At 53.1% G+C, this 19,151-nt stretch carries 18 protein-coding genes; 13 read left to right on the top strand and 5 right to left on the bottom strand.

Features of this window, described 5'->3' with window-relative positions; genetic code table 11:
- The first annotated feature begins 50 nt into the window (after positions 1 to 50).
- From PHE17_RS03760 to clpB, 3 genes are all read left to right on the top strand, one after another.
- The gene (locus PHE17_RS03760; protein WP_301014483.1) at positions 51 to 1,067 is read left to right on the top strand and encodes a PDDEXK nuclease domain-containing protein; all 1,017 of its coding nucleotides are present in this window, start codon (positions 51 to 53) and stop codon (positions 1,065 to 1,067) included.
- Entirely contained in the window at positions 1,064 to 2,371 is a 1,308-nt protein-coding gene (gene bioA / locus PHE17_RS03755) for an adenosylmethionine--8-amino-7-oxononanoate transaminase (RefSeq protein ID WP_301014482.1), read from the top strand. Before PHE17_RS03760 ends, bioA begins: the two co-directional genes overlap by 4 nt.
- A gap of 332 nt (positions 2,372 to 2,703) precedes the next feature.
- A complete protein-coding gene (gene clpB, locus PHE17_RS03750) occupies positions 2,704 to 5,313 on the top strand; it encodes an ATP-dependent chaperone ClpB (RefSeq protein WP_301014481.1) in 2,610 nt (869 codons plus the stop codon).
- Between the two features lie 53 nt (positions 5,314 to 5,366).
- Here the strand turns inward: clpB and PHE17_RS03745 are convergent, their stop codons facing one another.
- The 3 genes from PHE17_RS03745 to PHE17_RS03735 all read right to left on the bottom strand — a co-directional run bounded on the left by PHE17_RS03745 (position 5,367) and on the right by PHE17_RS03735 (position 6,692).
- Positions 5,367 to 5,954, bottom strand: coding sequence for a hypothetical protein (locus PHE17_RS03745; protein ID WP_301014480.1), 588 nt, complete (start codon positions 5,952 to 5,954; stop codon positions 5,367 to 5,369).
- Positions 5,955 to 6,033: 79 nt separating this feature from the next.
- On the bottom strand, positions 6,034 to 6,396 hold the full coding sequence (locus tag PHE17_RS03740) for a transcriptional regulator (protein ID WP_301014479.1): 363 nt from the start codon (positions 6,394 to 6,396) through the stop codon (positions 6,034 to 6,036).
- Positions 6,393 to 6,692, bottom strand: a complete 300-nt coding sequence (locus PHE17_RS03735; protein ID WP_301014478.1) for a DUF6516 family protein — start codon at positions 6,690 to 6,692, stop codon at positions 6,393 to 6,395. The genes PHE17_RS03740 and PHE17_RS03735 overlap by 4 nt, the downstream gene beginning before the upstream one ends.
- A gap of 108 nt (positions 6,693 to 6,800) precedes the next feature.
- Here PHE17_RS03735 and PHE17_RS03730 point away from each other — a divergent pair, with 108 nt between their 5' ends.
- From PHE17_RS03730 to pepN, 5 genes are all read left to right on the top strand, one after another.
- The gene (locus PHE17_RS03730) at positions 6,801 to 6,986 is read left to right on the top strand and encodes a hypothetical protein (protein WP_301014477.1); all 186 of its coding nucleotides are present in this window, start codon (positions 6,801 to 6,803) and stop codon (positions 6,984 to 6,986) included.
- Entirely contained in the window at positions 6,976 to 7,182 is a 207-nt protein-coding gene (locus PHE17_RS03725) for a hypothetical protein (RefSeq protein WP_301014476.1), read from the top strand. Before PHE17_RS03730 ends, PHE17_RS03725 begins: the two co-directional genes overlap by 11 nt.
- A 129-nt stretch (positions 7,183 to 7,311) precedes the next feature.
- Positions 7,312 to 7,761, top strand: a complete 450-nt coding sequence (locus PHE17_RS03720; protein WP_301014475.1) for a hypothetical protein — start codon at positions 7,312 to 7,314, stop codon at positions 7,759 to 7,761.
- Positions 7,748 to 8,608 carry a DUF4743 domain-containing protein gene (locus PHE17_RS03715; protein WP_301014474.1) on the top strand — a complete coding sequence of 287 codons (861 nt, stop codon included), beginning with the start codon at positions 7,748 to 7,750 and terminating at the stop codon, positions 8,606 to 8,608. Before PHE17_RS03720 ends, PHE17_RS03715 begins: the two co-directional genes overlap by 14 nt.
- A 2-nt stretch (positions 8,609 to 8,610) precedes the next feature.
- Positions 8,611 to 11,220 (top strand): aminopeptidase N, encoded by a 2,610-nt coding sequence (gene pepN / locus PHE17_RS03710; RefSeq protein WP_301014473.1) that lies wholly within the window; start codon positions 8,611 to 8,613, stop codon positions 11,218 to 11,220.
- A gap of 37 nt (positions 11,221 to 11,257) precedes the next feature.
- Here the strand turns inward: pepN and grxD are convergent, their stop codons facing one another.
- Both grxD and PHE17_RS03700 read right to left on the bottom strand, forming a co-directional pair.
- Positions 11,258 to 11,599: a Grx4 family monothiol glutaredoxin gene (grxD, locus tag PHE17_RS03705; RefSeq protein WP_301014472.1), complete on the bottom strand. Its 342-nt coding sequence runs from the start codon at positions 11,597 to 11,599 to the stop codon at positions 11,258 to 11,260.
- Positions 11,600 to 11,686: 87 nt separating this feature from the next.
- Positions 11,687 to 11,980: an EF-hand domain-containing protein gene (locus PHE17_RS03700; RefSeq protein ID WP_301014471.1), complete on the bottom strand. Its 294-nt coding sequence runs from the start codon at positions 11,978 to 11,980 to the stop codon at positions 11,687 to 11,689.
- A gap of 171 nt (positions 11,981 to 12,151) precedes the next feature.
- On the opposite strand from PHE17_RS03700, the gene murJ reads away from it, so the two are divergent.
- The 5 genes from murJ (at position 12,152) to PHE17_RS03675 (ending at position 19,139) form a co-directional block, all read left to right on the top strand.
- Positions 12,152 to 13,711 carry a murein biosynthesis integral membrane protein MurJ gene (gene murJ, locus PHE17_RS03695; RefSeq protein WP_301014470.1) on the top strand — a complete coding sequence of 520 codons (1,560 nt, stop codon included), beginning with the start codon at positions 12,152 to 12,154 and terminating at the stop codon, positions 13,709 to 13,711.
- Positions 13,712 to 13,800: 89 nt separating this feature from the next.
- Positions 13,801 to 15,447, top strand: coding sequence for a DUF945 family protein (locus PHE17_RS03690; protein WP_301014469.1), 1,647 nt, complete (start codon positions 13,801 to 13,803; stop codon positions 15,445 to 15,447).
- A 93-nt stretch (positions 15,448 to 15,540) separates the two neighbouring features.
- Complete coding sequence (gene trxA / locus PHE17_RS03685; RefSeq protein ID WP_301014468.1) at positions 15,541 to 16,407, top strand: thioredoxin; 867 nt, start codon at positions 15,541 to 15,543, stop codon at positions 16,405 to 16,407.
- Between the two features lie 9 nt (positions 16,408 to 16,416).
- A complete protein-coding gene (locus PHE17_RS03680; protein WP_301014467.1) occupies positions 16,417 to 17,601 on the top strand; it encodes an HlyD family efflux transporter periplasmic adaptor subunit in 1,185 nt (394 codons plus the stop codon).
- Positions 17,598 to 19,139: a DHA2 family efflux MFS transporter permease subunit gene (locus PHE17_RS03675; protein ID WP_301014466.1), complete on the top strand. Its 1,542-nt coding sequence runs from the start codon at positions 17,598 to 17,600 to the stop codon at positions 19,137 to 19,139. Before PHE17_RS03680 ends, PHE17_RS03675 begins: the two co-directional genes overlap by 4 nt.
- Positions 19,140 to 19,151: the final 12 nt, after the last annotated feature.

The raw sequence follows: 19,151 nt of genomic DNA, 5'->3' as shown, positions 1-19,151 counted from the left end.
ATGTCGCCGCATTTTTTCCTCTCCCCCCTTTATGCTAGAAGACAATGATCATGCATAGTGTTTTACCCGAACAACCTTACAACACACTGATAGCCACGATTACCAGTACCTACGACCAAGGGCGTTTACGAGCGGTGCAGGCTGTCAACGTACAACTGCTGGAAACGTATTGGCAAATTGGTCAGCATATCGTTGAGTTTGAACAAGCAGGTAGCGCCAAAGCTGGCTACGGAAAATCGCTCATCAAGCAGCTTGCTACTGATCTAACGCTACGTTTTGGCAAGGGGTTCAGCCGCAGCAATTTGGTGTATATGCGTCAGTTGTATAAATACTATCCAAAAAGTCAGAAACCTTCTCACCAATTGAGTTGGTCACATTATGTCGAGCTTCTCAAAATAGATAATGCGCTGGAACGTGGATTCTATGAAAAACAAGCCATCAATGAGCGCTGGTCAGTGCCAGAATTGAAACGGCAAAAAGACACTGCCTTGTTCCTGCGCCTTGCCGCTAGTACTGACAAAGAAGGTATTCTGAGGCTTGCGCAACAAGGGCAATTGGTCGGACAGCCTGCCGATTTGTTGCGCGAACCCTATGTGTTTGAATTTCTGAAAATTCCAGAACCGTATCGTGTGTCAGAATTGCAGCTTGAAACACTGCTTTGTGATCATTTGCAACAGTTCTTATTGGAACTGGGTAAAGGCTTCACCTACGTAGGGAGGCAATACCGGATCACTATCAATAACACCCATTACAAAGTCGATTTGGTGTTTTACCACCGTATTTTGCGCTGTTTCGTGCTGATTGACCTGAAAATCAACGAGGTGCAGCATCACGACATTGGGCAGATGAACCTGTATCTGGGGTACTTTGCGAATGAGGAAAATGTTGAGGGTGACAACCCACCAATTGGGATTATTTTGAGCCGTCACAAGGATGAGTTGTTGGTTGAATACGCCACGTATCAAATGAATAGCCAGCTTTTCGTACAGAAATATCAGCTTTATTTGCCCAACGTAGAAGAGTTGCGGCGTGAGTTAGAACTAACTTTGCAGGAAGCAGAAGAATGACTATTACCGCCCTCGACCGCCGCCACGTCTGGCATCCCTTCACCCAAGCCCAGACTGCGCCCGACCCCATCCCCATCACTTCCGCCAAAGGTATCCGCCTGTATGCCGAAGACGGGCGGGAATTCCTCGACCTGATTTCCTCATGGTGGGTGAACCTGCACGGGCACGCGCACCCCACCATTGCCGCCGCGATTGCGAAGCAGGCGCAAACGTTGGAACAAGTGATTTTTGCCGGATTCACTCACCAACCTGCCGCGCAGCTTGCCGCTGAATTGGTGCAACGTTTGCCCGACGGGTTGACCCGCGTGTTTTTCAGTGATGACGGTTCGACGGCGGTGGAAGTGGCGTTGAAAATGGCACTGCAATACTGGCGCAACCACGGCGAAGGCCAGCGCACCCGCTTTCTGGCGTTTGAAGGTGGCTACCACGGCGATACGGTAGGGGCAATGTCGGCGGGGAAGGGCTGCGGATTCTTTGATACTTACGGTAGTTTGCTGTTTGAGGTTGGCTTGCTGCCATTTCCGGCAACGTGGGACGGCGATGACGACGTAGGGGGGAAAGAGCAAGCGGCATTGGTGCGGCTGGATGATTACCTTGTCGACCACGGCAATACCATCGCGGCTGTGATCCTTGAACCGTTGATTCAAGGTTCTGCTGGGATGCGTATGTGCCGCCCTGCGTTCCTGCAAGCACTCGCGGCAAAGCTGCAAGCGGCGAGTATTTTGCTGATTTTTGATGAAGTGATGACGGGCTTTGGGCGCACGGGCGCGATGTTTGCCAGCCTCAACGCGCAGGTTACGCCGGATATTATTTGCCTCTCCAAAGGGCTGACGGCGGGTTTTCTGCCGATGTCGGTGACGGTGGCGAAAGAGTCGATTTACGCGGCGTTTTTGGGTGAAAACTTTGATCGGGCGTTGGTGCATGGGCATTCGTTTACTGCGAATCCATTGGGGTGTGCGGCGGCATTGGCTTCGCTGCAAGTGTTTGCGGATGAACAGACGCTGGCGAAATTACCGCAGATCGAAAGCTGGCATCGGCAAGGTTTGGCGCAACTTGCCACGCATCCGCAAGTGCAGCATGTGCGGGTAATGGGCACGATTGCCGCCTTCGACGTGGTGACAGAAGACGCAGGCTATACCTCGCAAATCGGCCCGCAACTCAAGGCGTTTTTCCACGAGCGCGGTTTGTTGCTGCGTCCGCTGGGGAATGTGGTGTACTTGTTGCCCCCGTATTGCGTGACGCAGGAGGAGCTTGCCCATGCTTATGCGGTTATCCGTGAGGCGCTGGATGTTTTGGTTAATTGAGTATTAATTAATCTAAATGTATAGTTTGTCTTGTCGGTGACAGGCAGCGGTTTCGGCAGTTTGCTTGATCAGGTGGCACATAACGTAACCAATAAAAATAATTAGAGAGAAGACGATATGACTATCGAGTACAAGTTGATTTTATGCCTTGTTTTTTTGTCACTGCTTAACTTGCTGATGACTTTCCGGCTTTTATAGGGAAGTGATTTAATGGCGGGGGAGTTGATGCAAGTCAAACTTATCCACATCCTCCGCCTTGAATTTCCCACCCGCCACCCCAGATTTGTCCTATCTGACGCATTCGCGTCCAACCCAATAATAGGTAAGCCCACATGAGAATGGACAAACTCACCAGCAAGTTCCAACTCGCCCTGCAAGACGCGCAATCGCTCGCGTTAGGGCGTGATCACCAATTCATCGAACCCGCCCACTTAATGATCGCGCTGCTTGATCAGGAAGGCGGTTCCACTCGCGGTTTGCTCACCAAAGCCGATGTCAACGTCAACCAGTTGCGCTCCAAACTGGGCGAAGCCCTCGACCGGATGCCTTCCGTGTCCGGCGGCGATGCAGGCAGCGTGCATGTGTCCAACGATCTCAGCAAGCTGCTGAACGTTACCGACAAAATTGCCCAGCAACGCAAAGACCAATATATTTCCTCCGAACTCTTCATCCTCGCCGGACTGGAAGACAAAGGCACGCTCGGCAATCTGTTGCGTGAAACGGGCGCAACCAAAGGCGCAGTCGAAAAAGCCATCGAAGGGATGCGCGGCGGGCAAACCGTCAACGACCCCAACGCCGAAGACCAACGCCAAGCCCTCGACAAATACACCATTGACCTTACCGAACGCGCCGAACAGGGCAAAATTGACCCGATCATTGGGCGTGACGAAGAAATCCGCCGCATGGTGCAAATCCTGCAACGCCGCACCAAAAACAACCCCGTGCTGATCGGCGAACCCGGCGTGGGCAAAACCGCGTTGGTTGAAGGCTTGGCGCAACGCATCGTCAACGGCGAAGTCTCCGAAGGCATGAAAGGCAAACGCCTGCTCTCGCTCGACCTCGGCGCATTGCTTGCGGGTACAAAATACCGTGGCGACTTTGAAGAACGCCTCAAAGCCGTGCTCAACGACATCGCCAAAGCCGAAGGCAATATCATCCTGTTCATCGACGAATTACACACCATGGTCGGCGCAGGCAAAGCCGACGGCGCAATGGACGCGGGCAATATGCTCAAACCCGCCCTCGCTCGTGGCGAATTGCACTGCCTCGGCGCAACCACCCTCGACGAATACCGCCAGTACATCGAAAAGGATGCCGCGCTCGAACGCCGCTTCCAGAAAGTGTTGGTCGACGAACCGACCGTGGAAGACACCATCGCCATCCTGCGCGGCTTGCAGGAAAAGTACGAAGTGCATCACGGCGTGGAAATCACCGACCCTGCGTTAGTCGCTGCCGCTACGTTATCGCACCGTTACATCACCGACCGCCAGTTACCAGACAAAGCCATCGACCTGATCGACGAAGCCGCGTCGCGCATCCGCGTCGAAATCGACTCCAAACCGGAGGTGATCGACAAGCTTGACCGCCGTCTGATCCAACTCAAGATCGAACGCGAAGCCTTGAAAAAGGAATCCGACGATGCGTCCAAAAAGCGCCTTGCCGACTTGCAGGCTGAAATCGACCGTCTGGAAATCGAATCCGCCGATCTGGAAGAAATCTGGAAAAGCGAAAAAGCCGACGTGCAAGGCACATCCCACATCAAGGAAGCCCTCGACCAAGCGCGGCTCGAATTTGAAACCGCCCGACGTGCGGGCAATTTGCAACGCATGGCGGAGTTGCAATACGGGCGCATCCCCGAACTCGAACAGCAACTCGCCAAAGCGGATGCCACTGTGGATAGCCACGAAGCCAAAGCGCCCAAGTTACTGAAAACCAGAGTGACGGAAGACGAAATTGCCGACATCGTGTCGCGTTGGACAGGCATCCCCGTCAGCAAAATGCTCGAAGGCGAAAAAGACAAGCTACTGAAAATGGAAGAGGTGCTTGCCAAGCGCGTGATTGGGCAAACCGAAGCGGTGGTCGCGGTTTCCAACGCCATCCGCCGAGCGCGGGCAGGGCTTTCCGACCCCAATCGCCCCAGCGGTTCGTTCCTGTTCTTGGGGCCTACGGGCGTAGGTAAAACCGAACTCACTAAGGCGTTGGCAACGTTCCTGTTCGACACCGACGACGCGATGGTGCGGATTGATATGTCCGAATTCATGGAAAAGCATTCCGTCGCCCGCCTGATCGGTGCGCCTCCGGGCTATGTCGGCTATGAAGAAGGTGGCTATTTGACCGAAGCGGTGCGCCGCCGCCCGTATTCCGTGATCCTGCTGGACGAGGTGGAAAAAGCCCATCCCGACGTATTCAACGTGCTGCTGCAAGTGCTGGACGACGGGCGTTTGACCGACGGGCAAGGCCGCACCGTGGATTTCCGCAACACCGTCATTATCATGACTTCCAACCTCGGTTCGCACCTCATTCAAGAGATGTCGGGCGAAGCCAACTACGAGCGCATGAAAGCAGCGGTGATGGAGGTGGTCGGCACGCATTTCCGCCCTGAATTCATCAACCGGATCGACGAAACGGTGGTATTCCATCCGCTGGGTCAGGGCGAAATTCGCCGCATTGCCGACATTCAGCTCAACAACTTGCGCCAACGCTTGGCAGCGCGGGATTTGGGGATTCAGATTACCGATGCAGCACTCGATTTGCTGGCGGAAGCAGGCTTCGACCCTGTGTACGGCGCACGTCCGCTCAAACGCGCTATCCAGCAACAGGTCGAAAACCCATTGGCACAGCAGATTCTTGGTGGCAAGTTTATGCCGGGGGATACGATTGCGGTGGGGGTGGAAGAGGGTCGGCTGACGTTTATGGCGTTGGTTGAAGCGCAGGAGGTTTAAAGCTATTTGGCGCTGAATGAAAAACGCCGCTTGGTAGGGCGGCGTTTTGCTTATCAAGGTTGTGAGCTACAACTTGCAGGTTCATCGTTGTGCTGCCAAGACTTTCGTATAATTAAGGGTGACTTTCTGCATACAGGTACAATTGAAGTAATCATTGCTTGTCCTACGGCTTTTGTGGGGTCTATTGCATGTTGAAAATCGTGAAGATGCAAATTAACAAGTTTACCACTCTGGTCTAATTTTCTAATTTCTTCAATTCTATCGCATTTGAACCAGATCGTTTCTTCTCCATGATCACACGGGGAAGAATCATGAGTGTCGGTATTTGCAAATGGATTATTATTTCCAGGCTTAAACGTAAGAACCCTAAGACGATACTCTACCTCCATCGCTACTTTTGCATCGTCATCATCACACCATCCGCCTTCGAGACCTTCGTCGATTTTTTTCTTTGAGTAATAAATGTAAATCCAGAAAGGTTGTTGGTCATTATGATGATTCTCATTGTTTATCAAAATATTAGGTGTGTATGTGCAGAATGAAAATGCAAAGAATGGTTTTCCACTAGATTGCCATGCGTCAATTACTTTGATTTGAAACCAATCGTTGCAGGGGTGAGCAGGGTAAAGATATTCGCGCATGAGCATTCCTTGAGCAAATTGCAGATGTCGCCATTATGCTGCAAAAACGATCTATTTGTAAAACTTATTGAAAATAAAATTAGGCTGCTTTTGCTTTCAGGGAGAAGTCAGTATGAATCTCGGCAAAAGGCACGCAAACCCCGTTACCATTCCGCTCGATCACGCCTTCCTCAATCAGAGCAATCGTGTCGTCATGCACTCGTCGGATGTCACGCCCTAACAGTCTTGCCAGTTCGCGGATACTGACTGTGCCAACTTCCTGCAATTTGGCAATCAACTCCCAACGCTTGGGGGTGATTTTCTGGAACAGGGCGGTAGGGGAAGTGAAATAAATGTGTTCATCCTGATAGCTGCCCGTGTTGAAGGCTTGCAGGAACCCCGCTTTGAAATCTTGCATAGCATCCGTTTCAGAAGTGATGCTGATAATTAATTTTCTGTTCATGGTTTGCTTCCCATTCTGAGTGCGGTCACGTCTGTGAAGAAATCTTCCAATAATTGCTCTGGTGTGACAAACGTGTACGGTTCTTGCCGTTCGCCGTAGTGTCGATGATCGCCTTTGCCGCGCTCGTTGTCGTAACCTATGTCGCGTCTTCCTTCGCAACCGTAATACAGGCGGTACTTGTAAAGATGTCGGCTACCTAAAACGGGTTGGGTTGGTAGGAGCCACACAACACCTTCGAGTACACAGCCCTCGGGGAATTCAATGCGGCGCTGGAAGATTTTGGTTGCTTCGCTCATGTTGTCAATTATGTCATCAAACAGGAGCGCCGTCCATAACGACGGTGTTTGCTTTAGGTGCTGTCCTAAGCTAATCTGCCTTCACTGACACAACGATAAGATACCGCTATGCAAGTGCTAGACTTGGACGCATTGCCAGAGTTTGCCCGCCGCGAACTGGTGGATTTCTATCAGTTTTTATTACAGAAATACGCCGTCGAGTCACCCAAAGTGACATGCAGCAAATCCTCCGTTGTTCCCCGCTTAGTTAAACCGTTTGGGCTATTAAAACGTGAGGATATGTATGAGCGATGAATTTTTTACCGATGATGCGTCGTCGAAGCATTCATCTGCCAATGTGTTAACTGAACGGTGTGGTGTTGTACTCAGCGCACAAGTAGTCAATGAAGCATTGATAGAATTGGAGTGGCTAGACGATTTGGAATTGCTGGCTAAGGTAAAGGCACGTGAACATGAACTCAATATTAAGGTGGCACTTGATGATCTATGAACAGATTTTCAATGTGCATCGCATGGCTTTACAGCATTTGATTGGGTAGTTGCCGCTTAAGCGTAATCCTGTTTGCACCTCCCCCCATTGTTGCTAAACTCGCTCCCACATCCATTCATGGCAATAACAATGAAAAAAACCTTTACCATCCACTCTGTTACCCGTTCCACCATTTCCCCGGAAAAAGGTTCGATAAGCTGGCAGGTCAGCGACGAATTCGGGCGTGAACGTAAAGTGAGCGGTGTGACGACGCTCGATAGGGATGGGCGGATCAATTCCGCACGTTCGATTTACAAGCGCGAAGAACCGCTGGTGGCTGAATTGCTGCTACGTAACAAAGGTGAAACCTTTACCATTGATTTTACCGCGTTCAATGAAGCTAATGCCTTTATGAGCCGTGAGGCGTATGCCAACCTGCAACGTTATGAACGGCTTTCGTCTTTAGGGCATCGTGTATGGCGTGTACTTGCCGTCGTGGGGGTAGTGGCAGTACTCTGGCTCGGTTGGACACTACTTGTCAGCATGAATGCATTAAGCCTAAGCCACCCACAACAGACGCGGACACATGAGCTACCTTGAGCGTATTTACACCTGCAACAATTTCGATGCCACCCATTACCGCAGCTTGCTGATTGATGACAAAGTGTACGGTCAGGTTCAGCCTGCCTTCGCCGATCAGTTGGTAAATTGGCCTGATATTTTTTCAGTGACGCCGACGCATGTCACGTTGAACCCAACGCTCGCGGATTACGCCTCACGTACTGAAGCGGTGGCTCCGGTATTGCGCCATTTGCATGAACAAGGCGTGATTGATACGTGGGTGGGTGAGGCTTACCCGATTACGCACCGTTTTGGCGGTCATGCGGAAATGGAAATCGAGCGGGCAGCGACCAACTTTTTCGGCGTGCAAAGTTTCGGCATCCACGTCAATGGTTTGGTGCAAAAGGCCGATGGCATCCACGTATGGGTGGGGACGCGCTCGCTGGATAAACCCTTCTGGCCCGGCAAACTCGACCAAATGGTGGCAGGTGGACAGCCCGTCGGTTTGGGCTTGATGGACAATGTGGTGAAAGAGTCCAAGGAAGAAGCCAACATTCCACAAGCGCTAGCACAACAGGCCAAAGCGGTGGGAACAGTCAGTTATCGGCAAGAAGGCTGGCGCGGGCTGGACAATTCCACCATCTACATCTATGACTTGTGGTTGCCGGAAGATTTTTTGCCAGAGAACACCGATGGCGAGGTGATTGGTTTCCAGTTGCTGCCACTGGCGGAAATCGCCCATTTGACGGCAAACACGCAAGAATTTAAGGACAATTGCACGCTGGTCAATATTGACCTATTGCTGCGTATGGGATTGCTGACTGCGCAACACCCTGATTACGCCGCAATTTGCGATGTCCTGTACAACGCTGGTAAAAGAGACTGAACATGAAACAAGGACAACCGAAAACCATTTTCCTTAAGGATTACGCCGCACCCGCTTACGCCGTGGATGCAGTGTCGTTGGTATTTGATTTGGGCGAGGACGCCACTCAAGTAACTTGCGTTGCCAATTACCGACGTAACCCCGGTGTCGCGGCAGATGCGCCGCTGGAACTGTACGGCGAGAGGCTGGAGTTGCTCATGGTGCGCCTTGACGGTGTGATTTTGGCTGAGGGCGATTACGTGCTGAGTGATGAAGGCATGAGCATCCCGCACGTTTCGGCAATGTGTACGTTGGAAATCGTTACGCGCATTTACCCGCAAAAGAATACCTCGCTGGAAGGCTTGTATCAGTCCAGCGGCAATTTCTGTACCCAGTGCGAAGCGCAAGGTTTCCGCAAGATTACCTATTACCCCGACCGCCCGGATGTGATGAGCGTGTTCACCACCCAGATTTTGGCGGATAAGGCCAAGTACCCGGTGTTGCTCTCCAACGGCAATTTGACTGGCAGCGGTGAGTTCGGTGATGGGCGGCATTGGGCGCGGTGGGAAGACCCGTTCCACAAACCGGCGTATTTGTTCGCGTTGGTGGCGGGTAATTTGCAGCATGTGGAAGACCATTACACCACCACATCAGGGCGCGATGTGACCCTGCGCATCTATACCGAAGCGCACAATATCGACAAGTGTGACCACGCCATGCAGTCACTCAAGCGGGCGATGCAGTGGGATGAACAGCGTTTCGGATTGGAATACGATCTCGATATTTACATGGTGGTGGCGGTCGACGATTTCAACATGGGCGCGATGGAAAACAAGGGTTTGAACGTGTTCAATTCCAAGCTCGTGTTCGCCAGCCAAGAAACCGCGACGGATTTCGATTACGTCAGTATCGAAGCGGTGATTGGGCATGAATATTTCCACAACTGGACGGGCAACCGTGTTACCTGCCGCGATTGGTTCCAGTTGTCGCTGAAAGAGGGCTTGACGGTATTCCGCGACCAAGAATTTACCGCTGATCTGCATTCGCGCCCAGTCAAGCGCATTGAAGATGTGCGTAAGTTGCGCACGTGGCAGTTCGTGGAGGATGCCAGCCCGATGGCGCACCCGATCCGCCCGGCGTCTTACATGGAAATCAACAATTTCTACACCGTGACCGTGTATGAAAAAGGCGCGGAAGTGGTGCGTATGTACCAGACTTTGCTGGGGCGTGACGGTTTCCGCAAGGGTATGGACTTGTACTTCCAACGCCATGACGGGCAAGCGGTGGCGACGGAAAATTTCCTTGCAGCAATGGCGGATGCCAACGGCGCGGATTTGAGCCAGTTCCAACGTTGGTACGACCAAGCCGGGACGCCGGATGTGACCGTGAGTATGGATTACGACGCAGCAGCACAGACTTGTACCCTGCATTTCACCCAGACTTGCCCAGCAACACCGGAAGCGAGCGCAAAACAGCCGTTCCTGATTCCGGTTGAAGTGGGTTTATTGGGCAGCGCAGGGCAGGATATGCTGGAGACGCAGGTCTTGCGCCTGACCGAAGCAGCGCAATCCTTCACCTTTACGGGCATTGCGGAACAGCCAGTGCCATCGCTGTTACGCGGTTTTTCTGCCCCAGTACGTCTGAATTACCCGTACAGCGAAACCGAACTGATTTTCCTCATGAAGCACGACAGCGATGCTTTCAACCGTTGGGATGCGGGGCAGCGTTTGGCGATGCGGACTATCCTCAACCTGCTCAAAGCACACGAACAGGGCGAAGCCTTTGGTTTGGAACACGCTTTCATCAGCGCGTATCAGGCGGTGCTGACCGACAGCTCTTTGGATCATGCGCTGCGTGCGGAAGCCATGCAGTTACCGCCCGAATCCGATATTGCTGAAGTGTCGCGTCCGTCCGACCCCGAAGCGATCCATACGGTGCGCGAATTCATCTATACCACGCTGGCAAAAGCGCTGCGTATTGACCTTGAAACCTTGTATGCCGAATTGCATGAGCAGGGCGAATACCGTGTCGATGCCGCCAGAATTGGGCGTCGCAGCCTGAAAAACGTGTGTTTGGATTACTTGGGGCGCGTCAATGACGATGGCATCCACGCGCTTTGCCACCAACAATACCTGCAAGCCGGAAACATGACCGATGCGCTGGCGGCATTGGTGGTGCTGAACCAAATCCAGTGCCCGCAGCGTGACGAGGCTTTGCAACATTTCCATGACCGTTGGCAGCACGACCCGCTGGTGATGGACAAATGGTTTGCCCTGCAAGCCGTTTCCACCCTGCCAGAAACGTTGGTGCAAGTGCAAACGCTGATGCAGCACAAGCTGTTTGATTTGCGTAACCCCAACAAAGTGCGGGCGCTGATCGGCAGTTTTGCCATGCGCAACCCGTTGCATTTCCACGCACAAGACGGCAGTGGCTACAGCTTCTTAGCCGATAATGTATTGCAATTGGATGCGATGAACCCGCAGATTGCAGCGCGGATGGTACGCCCGTTGATGAATTGGCGGCATTACGAGCCGATCCGTAGCGCTTTGATGAAAGCACAATTGGAACGGATTCAAGCGCAGGCGGGACTGTCGGGAGATGTGTTTGAGATTGTGAACAAGAGTTTGGTGTGAAGTTGTCAGGGGCGTAAGGATTTACGCCCCGAACTGTTTAAGCCGCGTTACCCGCAGGGGCTGCGCCTTTTACTGCTTCCTTCACCATCTTCTGCAATTCACCGTTCTGGTACATTTCCAGCGTGATGTCGCAGCCGCCGATCAGTTCGCCAGCGATGTAAATCTGCGGGAAAGTAGGCCAGTTGGCGTACTGTGGCAGCTCTTGGAAAATTTCCGGGTCGACGAGTACGTTAACGTAGGAAAATTCTTCGCCACAAGCCATCAACGCCTGCGCGGCACGGCTGGAAAAGCCACACTGCGGCATTTGCGGTGTGCCTTTCATGAAAATGACGACAGGGTTGCTTTTGACAGCCTGATCAATACGCTCCAATGCGCTCATTTGCTTAATCCTCAAGTTTCGATGTTCGTGGGCTACATTCTACCTGCCTGAGCAAATAAATAAACGGCAGAATCCATGCGGGATACATTAAGGTAGCCGTGAGCTGGTCGTGGCGGAACGGCGTTTCATGGAGTCGAATTCGGCGCGGTCGATGTAGCCGTCGAGGTTCTGGTCTACGTTGTCGAAAATGCGGCGCGGATTGAGCCTGCCGGAAACCGGGTTACGGGCGAGGTATTCTTGCCAAGAAATTCTTCCGTCGCGGTTGGTATCCAGTTGGGGAAAGCCCGGTTGGCTAGCGCTTGGATTGGCGGAAACAGTGGTGTTGAACAGCAGAATTGCCAGCAACGGCAACGCGGCTGCCGATTGTACCGTGATCGTCATGAGTGTGTGCCCCCTGTTTTGTTGCACTCGTTGTTATTTGTCAGGTTTATTAACGCATTCACTGCATCAATGTTGACAGTGTATCAGGAAAAAATTCACATAATCTGAATGACCTTTGCACATGATTGATGCAGAATCCCCACTCCACGTAATAGGATTAAATACAACAAGATGAGCAGCCGACTTTTACGCTCCGGTGCTGTCATTAGCGCCATGACGATGATTTCCCGTGTGTTGGGGTTGCTGCGCGACATGGTGGTTGCCCGCTATTTCCCCGTCGATGGGGCAACTGACGCCTTTTACGTCGCCTTCCGCATCCCCAACCTGCTGCGGCGTTTGTTTGCCGAAGGGGCGTTCTCGCTAGCGTTCGTGCCGGTGTTGTCGGAATACAAAGAAAAGCAAGACCGCGAAACCCTGAAAGGTTTGCTCGACCATGTGGCGGGCTATCTGGGTTTGATCTTGCTAGTGATTACGGTCATCGGAATTGTGGCAGCGCCAGTGGTGATGTGGGTGTTTGCGCCGGGGTTTGATGCCAAGCCGGAAGCCCGCCCCGATTTGGCGGTGGAAATGTTACGCATTACCTTTCCGTACATCTTGTTCATTTCCCTGACCGCATTCGTCAGCGGCATCCTTAATACCTTCCACAAGTTTGCGATCCCTGCGCTGACGCCCGCGTTGATGAACATTACCATGATTGCGGGTGCGATTTGGGGTGCACCGTATTTCGATGAGCCAGTGTTAGCTTTGGCTTGGGCGGTATTTTTCTCGGGGGTCGTGCAGTTGGCGTTCCAGTTGCCGACGCTGACCCGCTTGGGCTTGCTGCCGCGTTTCCGCATCCGTCGTGGGCACGAAGGGGTTAGCCGGATCATGAATCTGATGATTCCGGCACTGTTTGGTTCGTCTATCGCGCAATTGAACCTGTTGATCAATACCGTGCTGGCATCATTTCTGGCGGTAGGTAGTATTTCGTGGCTGTACTATTCCGACCGTTTTGTGGAATTGCCGCTGGCGATTGTTGGGGTAGCACTGGGAACTGTGATCCTGCCCAAGCTGTCGAGCGACCATGCGAAAGCGGATGCAAAACAGTTCCAGCATACGATGGATTGGGCATTGCGCTTAGGCTTGCTGGTTTCTTTGCCCGCAACGCTGGGGCTGATGCTATTGTCAGAACCGATTCTTGCGACGGTGATGATGCACGGTGCATACACTTGGCACGATGTACAGATGTCATCTTTGAGCCTGATGACCTATTCAGCAGGTCTGAGCGGTTTTATCATGGTGAAAGTGCTGGCTCCGGGTTTCTATTCCCGCCAAGACACCAAAACGCCGGTCAAGATTGGGGTGATTGCGATATTCTCCAACATGGCGCTGAATGTGCTGATCGTATTGCCGTGGTATTTTTCCGGTACGCCGGGGGCGCACGCTGGGCTGGCACTGGCAACGGCGCTGGCGGGATACGTGAATGCAGGTTTGCTGTTTTACAACTTGCACAAGCAGCAAATTTTCGACCCAGAAAAGGGTTGGTCTACGTTTTTGGTGCAAATTGGCTTGGCCTGTGTGGTGATGGGCGGGTTGATCTGGCTGGCTTCACCGCCGGATGCTTGGTGGCAAGCCCCCGGAACGTGGCGTAAGGTGGCGGCACTGACGGGATTGATCGTGCTGGCACTGGGTAGCTATTTTGGCACTTTGCGCTTACTGGGAATGCCGTTTAGGCAGATGCTAGGGCGTTAAGCGGTTCTTCTCTGCTACACTCGGCGGGGTCAGAACCAATCTTTATAACAACGGATTAAATTAATACCGACTAATCAGGAGTTTCTCCCATGAAAAAAATTGTAACGCTGTTGTCGATTCCTGTCGCATTGCTGGTGGCATGGGGCGGCGCTAGTTTGTATGTCGGTCAACAGACCAAATCAACGGTTGAACAGTTTATTGACCAACAGAACCAACAAGCTGCGGGACGCGGCGTTAAGCAGGAACTGGTCAGTTACGAAAAAACCACGTTTGGGGCAAAAGCCATTACCAAACTGAAATTCGATATGCCACCGTTTAACGAAGCCATTGGGGAAGTCCAATTCGTCAACGACATTGAAAATGGCCCGATATTCTTGGGCGGTGGCAGTGCCGTACAGTTCGGCATGTCACGCATCAATACCCGCATTGATATGGATAAGCTGGATGCCGCCAAACGTCAAACCTTGACGACGGCATTCGCAGGCAAACCGCCTATGGAAGGGCATACCGTGATTGGTTTTGGTGGCAGCACCACTTACGATTTCAGCATGAATCCAATGAAGCTGGATCAGGACGGCACAATCGTTACTGCTGAAGGCTTCAACCTGTCCGGTAATTCCGCTACTGACATGACGGGTAAAATAAACGTGCATGTTGGCAAGCTGGAAATCAAGGACGCTAACAGTAGCGCCAGCATCCCCTCAATGGATGTCACGGGTAATGTGACCGGCATGGTTGGCGAACAGGTGCTGGGTAACTTTGAGATGAAAGCGCCACAAGTTTCCATTTTGGCAGAAGGCACCACCGAGCCTGCGGTGTTTGATCTGGCGGTGCAAACTTCCAGCGACATCAAGGACAATGAAGTGGTCGGCTCAATGACGCTGGGTGTGGATAACATCAAAGGTGTTAAAGATACCGTGAGCAAGCTCAGTTACAAACTGGATATTGCCGGGATGGATGTGGATGGCTTGAAAGAAGTCAGCAAGCTCCAAGCAGAAATGCAAAGCGCTTTGAGCCAGACCGACTGGAACGCCGATGCGATGGAAACCCCAGAAGGCCAGCAAAAACAGCAAGAGCTGATGGAAAAAGTCAGCAAGACCAGCGAGCAAGTGGTCGATACCATTTTCAGCAAAGTGTTGAAAACAGGCAAAAGCCGTCTGCATAGCGTGCTCGCAGCGGAAAGCACCAAGGGTAAGTTGAATGCTGACATCGACCTGACCTACACCGGGAAGACCGCGCCGAAAATGATGGAACTGGTCAGCTATGGCCCGGCGGATTGGTCAAAGATGGTGCAAGGCAAGGTTCTAGTGGATGCTGACAAAGCGATGCTGCCAGAAGGCTCAGAAATGATGCTGACGCCATTTTCTGAACAAGGTCTGCTTAAATTGGATGGCGCAAAAATCAAGAGCGAACTTACCCTTGCTGGTGAAAGCGTAACGCTGAACGGCAAGCAAATGAGCCTTGAGGAACTGTTGCAGTTGCTAGCACCAGACATGGGGGCAGCAGCACCGGAATCAGGTGATTTGGGCGGTGCAACTGATACCGCTGGAGGTGATACTTCCGCCGCTGATTTGGGTATTCCCCCTGAGCTGATGGAGCGCATCCAGAAAGAAGGTCTGACGCCAGAACTGTTGAAAACATTGGAAGAAAGCGGCGACGTGCCGAAGGAAACGTTGGACATGTTCAAGCAGTTGCAGCAAATGCAAGAAGCAGCGCCAGCGGACGAGAAGAAGTAAATCTGTGGGGGCGGCCTGTCGGTCGCCCTTGCATTTTCCCGTCACGCCCTTATCTTGTGTTGACTAATCATATTCATGAAGGATTCCGAGGTAATGGCTGATTCCCCCTATATCTATGAAGCGAACCCGCAAAATTTCCAGCAACTGGTCGATGCCTCCCATCAAGTGCCGGTGCTGGTCGATTTCTGGGCTGATTGGTGTCAGCCATGCAAGACCTTGATGCCGATGCTGGCAAAGCTGGCAAATGAATACCAAGGCGCATTCCTGCTCGCCAAAGTTAACGCTGACCAACACCAACAATTGGCAGCACAATTTAACGTGCGCAGTTTGCCGACCGTGAAGGTATTCAAAGGCGGCAGAGTCGTGGATGAGTTCATGGGTGCAATCCCGGAAAGCGAAATACGCAAGTTCATCAACAAGCACAAGATGCACCAGACCGAACCGTACCGTCAGCAAGCCATCGCTATGTACGAAGGTGGTGACATTCAAGGCGCGGTCGACCTGATGCAGCAAGTGGTGCAACACGAACCCGATTTCTACGAAGCTGTGGTCGAACTCGCCGGAATGCTGATCCAGCAAGGCAAAGGCGCGGAAGCCGAAGCCTTGTTGAAAGACGTTCCCCCCGAAGTTGTTGGCGATGATGCCTTACGCCAACTGTTAGCCGATGCGAAACGGGCCCAGCTGCAAGCACAGGTGGTGGGCATTGATACCAGCGCCTTGGAAAAAACATTGGCAGAAAACCCCGATGACCTTGCCACCATGTTGGAGCTGGCGAAGCTACGCATTGCGATGGATGAGATCGAAGCGGGGCTGGAACTGTATTTCACCGTCCATAAGAAAAATAGCGCTTTTCAGGATGGGGCAGGCAAGAAAGGCTTGTTCAGTGCGTTTGAATTGATTGGCGCGGGCAACCCGCTGGTGAAAAAGTACCGCAACAAGCTGTTCTCGCTGATTTATTAAGGCTAGCTCATGAACCAAGCGGAATCCGCACCGCCCGCATCCCCAGCTCCCGGCGGACGGCGGCGTAAAGCGTTGGCATTGCTGCTGACAGTATTTGGCAGCGTGGGGCTGGCGTGGTTCCTGTGGTGGTTTTTCATCGCCCAATACCGCGCTGATACTGACAATGCCTATGTCGCCGGAAATATCGTGCAGGTGACGCCGCAAACCTCCGGCACGGTCAAAGCGGTGAACGTCAACAATACCGACCGGGTAAAGGCTGGGCAATTACTGGCGCAACTGGACGAAACTGACGCGCAAGTTGCCTTGCAGTCGGCAGAAGCAGCGTTGGCGGATGCGGTACGCAGCGTGCGTGGCCTCTACGCCAGTACCAATCAGAGCGACGCCGGGGTTGCGCAAATGCGGGCGGAATTGGAAAACGCCCGTACCGAATACCAACGCTTGTCCAACCCGCGTACCCGCCAATTCGTTTCCGCCGAAGCGCTGACGGCAGCCAAAACCACCCTGCAAGCAGCCGAAGCTGCCCTGCAAAAAGCCCAAGCGCAACGCGAAGGTGCGGTCGGGCAGACAGAAAATACCTCAATTGCCGAACATCCACGGGTGCAAAGTGCGGCGGTGCAAGTCCGGCAGGCGTATTTGACCTTGGAACGTACCCGCATCCTTGCTCCAGTGACGGGTGACGTTGCCCAACGGGCAGTGCAAGTGGGCGCAAGGGTTGTTCCTGGTACGCCGCTGATGGTGGTGATTCCGCCCGAACAAATGTGGGTCGACGCCAATTTCAAGGAAACCCAACTGGATGACGTGCGTATCGGGCAATCAGCCAAGTTGACTGCCGACCTGTATGGCAGCGGGGTGGTGTACCACGGCAAGATTGCGGGGTTTGCGGCGGGGACGGGCAGCGCATTTGCCTTATTGCCTGCGCAAAATGCTTCCGGTAACTGGATTAAAATCGTGCAACGCATTCCAGTGCGGATTGAACTAGACCCCGCCGAATTGCAGCAACACCCCTTACGCATTGGCCTGTCGGTGCGGGTGGAAGTGGATACGCATGACCGCAGTGGCGCAATCGTGGCGCAAGGCAGCGGTAAGGACAAAGCCACCTTGAGCAGCACCGACGTGTTTACCTTGCAATCGAAAGCTGCCGATGCCGAGATTGCGCGGATTATTGCGGCAAATAGTAGCAAGGCTGTCCCGTGAGCCAAGCTGCTGCGGGTAGTTTGCCACGCCCGATGTGTGCAGGTACGTTGGCGTTGACCACGCTGGTTCTGGGGCTGGGTTCGTTCATGAATATCCTCGACCTGTCGATTGCGAATGTGTCCGTGCCTTCCATTTCCGGCGACCTTGGGGTGGGCTACACGCAGGGGACGTGGGTCATCACTTCCTATGCAGTATCCGAAGCCATCATGTTGCCGATGACGGGTTGGTTGGCGCAACGCTTCGGGCAAGTGCGTATGTTCGTAATGGCAACCTTGCTGTTTACCTTGGCATCGCTGCTGTGCGGGTTAGCGCCTTCGTTTGAAATGCTGGTGGGGGCGCGGGTATTGCAAGGCATGGTGGGGGCGTCGATGATTCCGCTATCGCAAACCTTGTTGACCACCATTTACCCTCCACACAAGCGAGGGCTGGCCTTGGGCTTGTGGTCGATGACGACCGTGTTAGCGCCCGTGGTGGGGCCATTGGCGGGCGGCTGGTTGACCGAAAACCTGACGTGGCACTGGGTCTTCCTGATCAATCTGCCGGTAGGGATCACGGTAGCGATGCTGGCGAATATTCTGGTGAAGGATTACGAAACGCCATGCCGCAAACTGCCGGTGGATTACGTTGGGCTAATCCTGCTGGCGATTGGCGTGGGCGCGATGCAGATCGTGCTGGATAAGGGCAATGAACTCGACTGGTTTGGTTCGCCCTTCATTGTGACGCTGACGGTGGTGTCGGTAATGACGCTGGCGCTGTTTGTGGCGTGGGAACTGACCGACGAACACCCGATTGTGGATTTGCACCTGTTTGCGCGGCGTAACTTTCTGGTGGGCGCGGTGTGCTTGATGGTGGGGTCAATGGCGTTTTTCGGCATTGTGGTGACGCTGCCATTGTGGTTGCAAAGTTTCCAAGGGTATACGCCGCTGTGGGCAGGCAAGGTGGTGGCGTTCGGTGGAATGCTGGCCTTGCTGATGGGGCCGATTGTGGGGGCGAATATCCACCGCATTGATGCGCGGGCGATTGCTACGTTTGGCTTCGTGGTGTCGGCGGCGGTGTCGATTTGGAGCACGCGCTTCACCCCCGATGTGGATTTTTGGTCGGTAGCTTTGACCCGCTTGCTGATGGGGATTGGCATCAGTTGCTTCTTCCTGCCATTGGTGACGATCAACCTGTCGGGGTTGGAAGGGCGGCAAATTGCTTCGGCGTCGGGGCTTTCCAGCTTTATGCGTAATCTCGGCTCCAGCTTTGGTACGGCAGTGATGGTGTCATTGTGGAGCCATCGCGCCACGGTGCATCAAGCCCAATTGGTGGAAGGTATTACCGATTACAGTGCGCCCACCCAATTGACGCTGGATAAGCTGGCAGCGCTGGGTTTGCCACACACTGCGGGGTTGGCATGGATCAATGGGCAAATCCAAACGCAGGCATATTTGCTGGCAACCAATGACACGATGTTGCTGAGTGGGTTGATGATGCTGTCGCTGGTGTTGCTGATTTGGTGGGCAAAACCGCCGTTTACCATCAGGTCGGGGCGCTAAACCCCACATTAC

This window comes from Thiothrix sp. (genome assembly GCF_028714775.1).
Taxonomy (GTDB): Bacteria; Pseudomonadota; Gammaproteobacteria; order Thiotrichales; family Thiotrichaceae; genus Thiothrix.
This window is presented reverse-complemented; position numbering and strand designations above follow the sequence as displayed.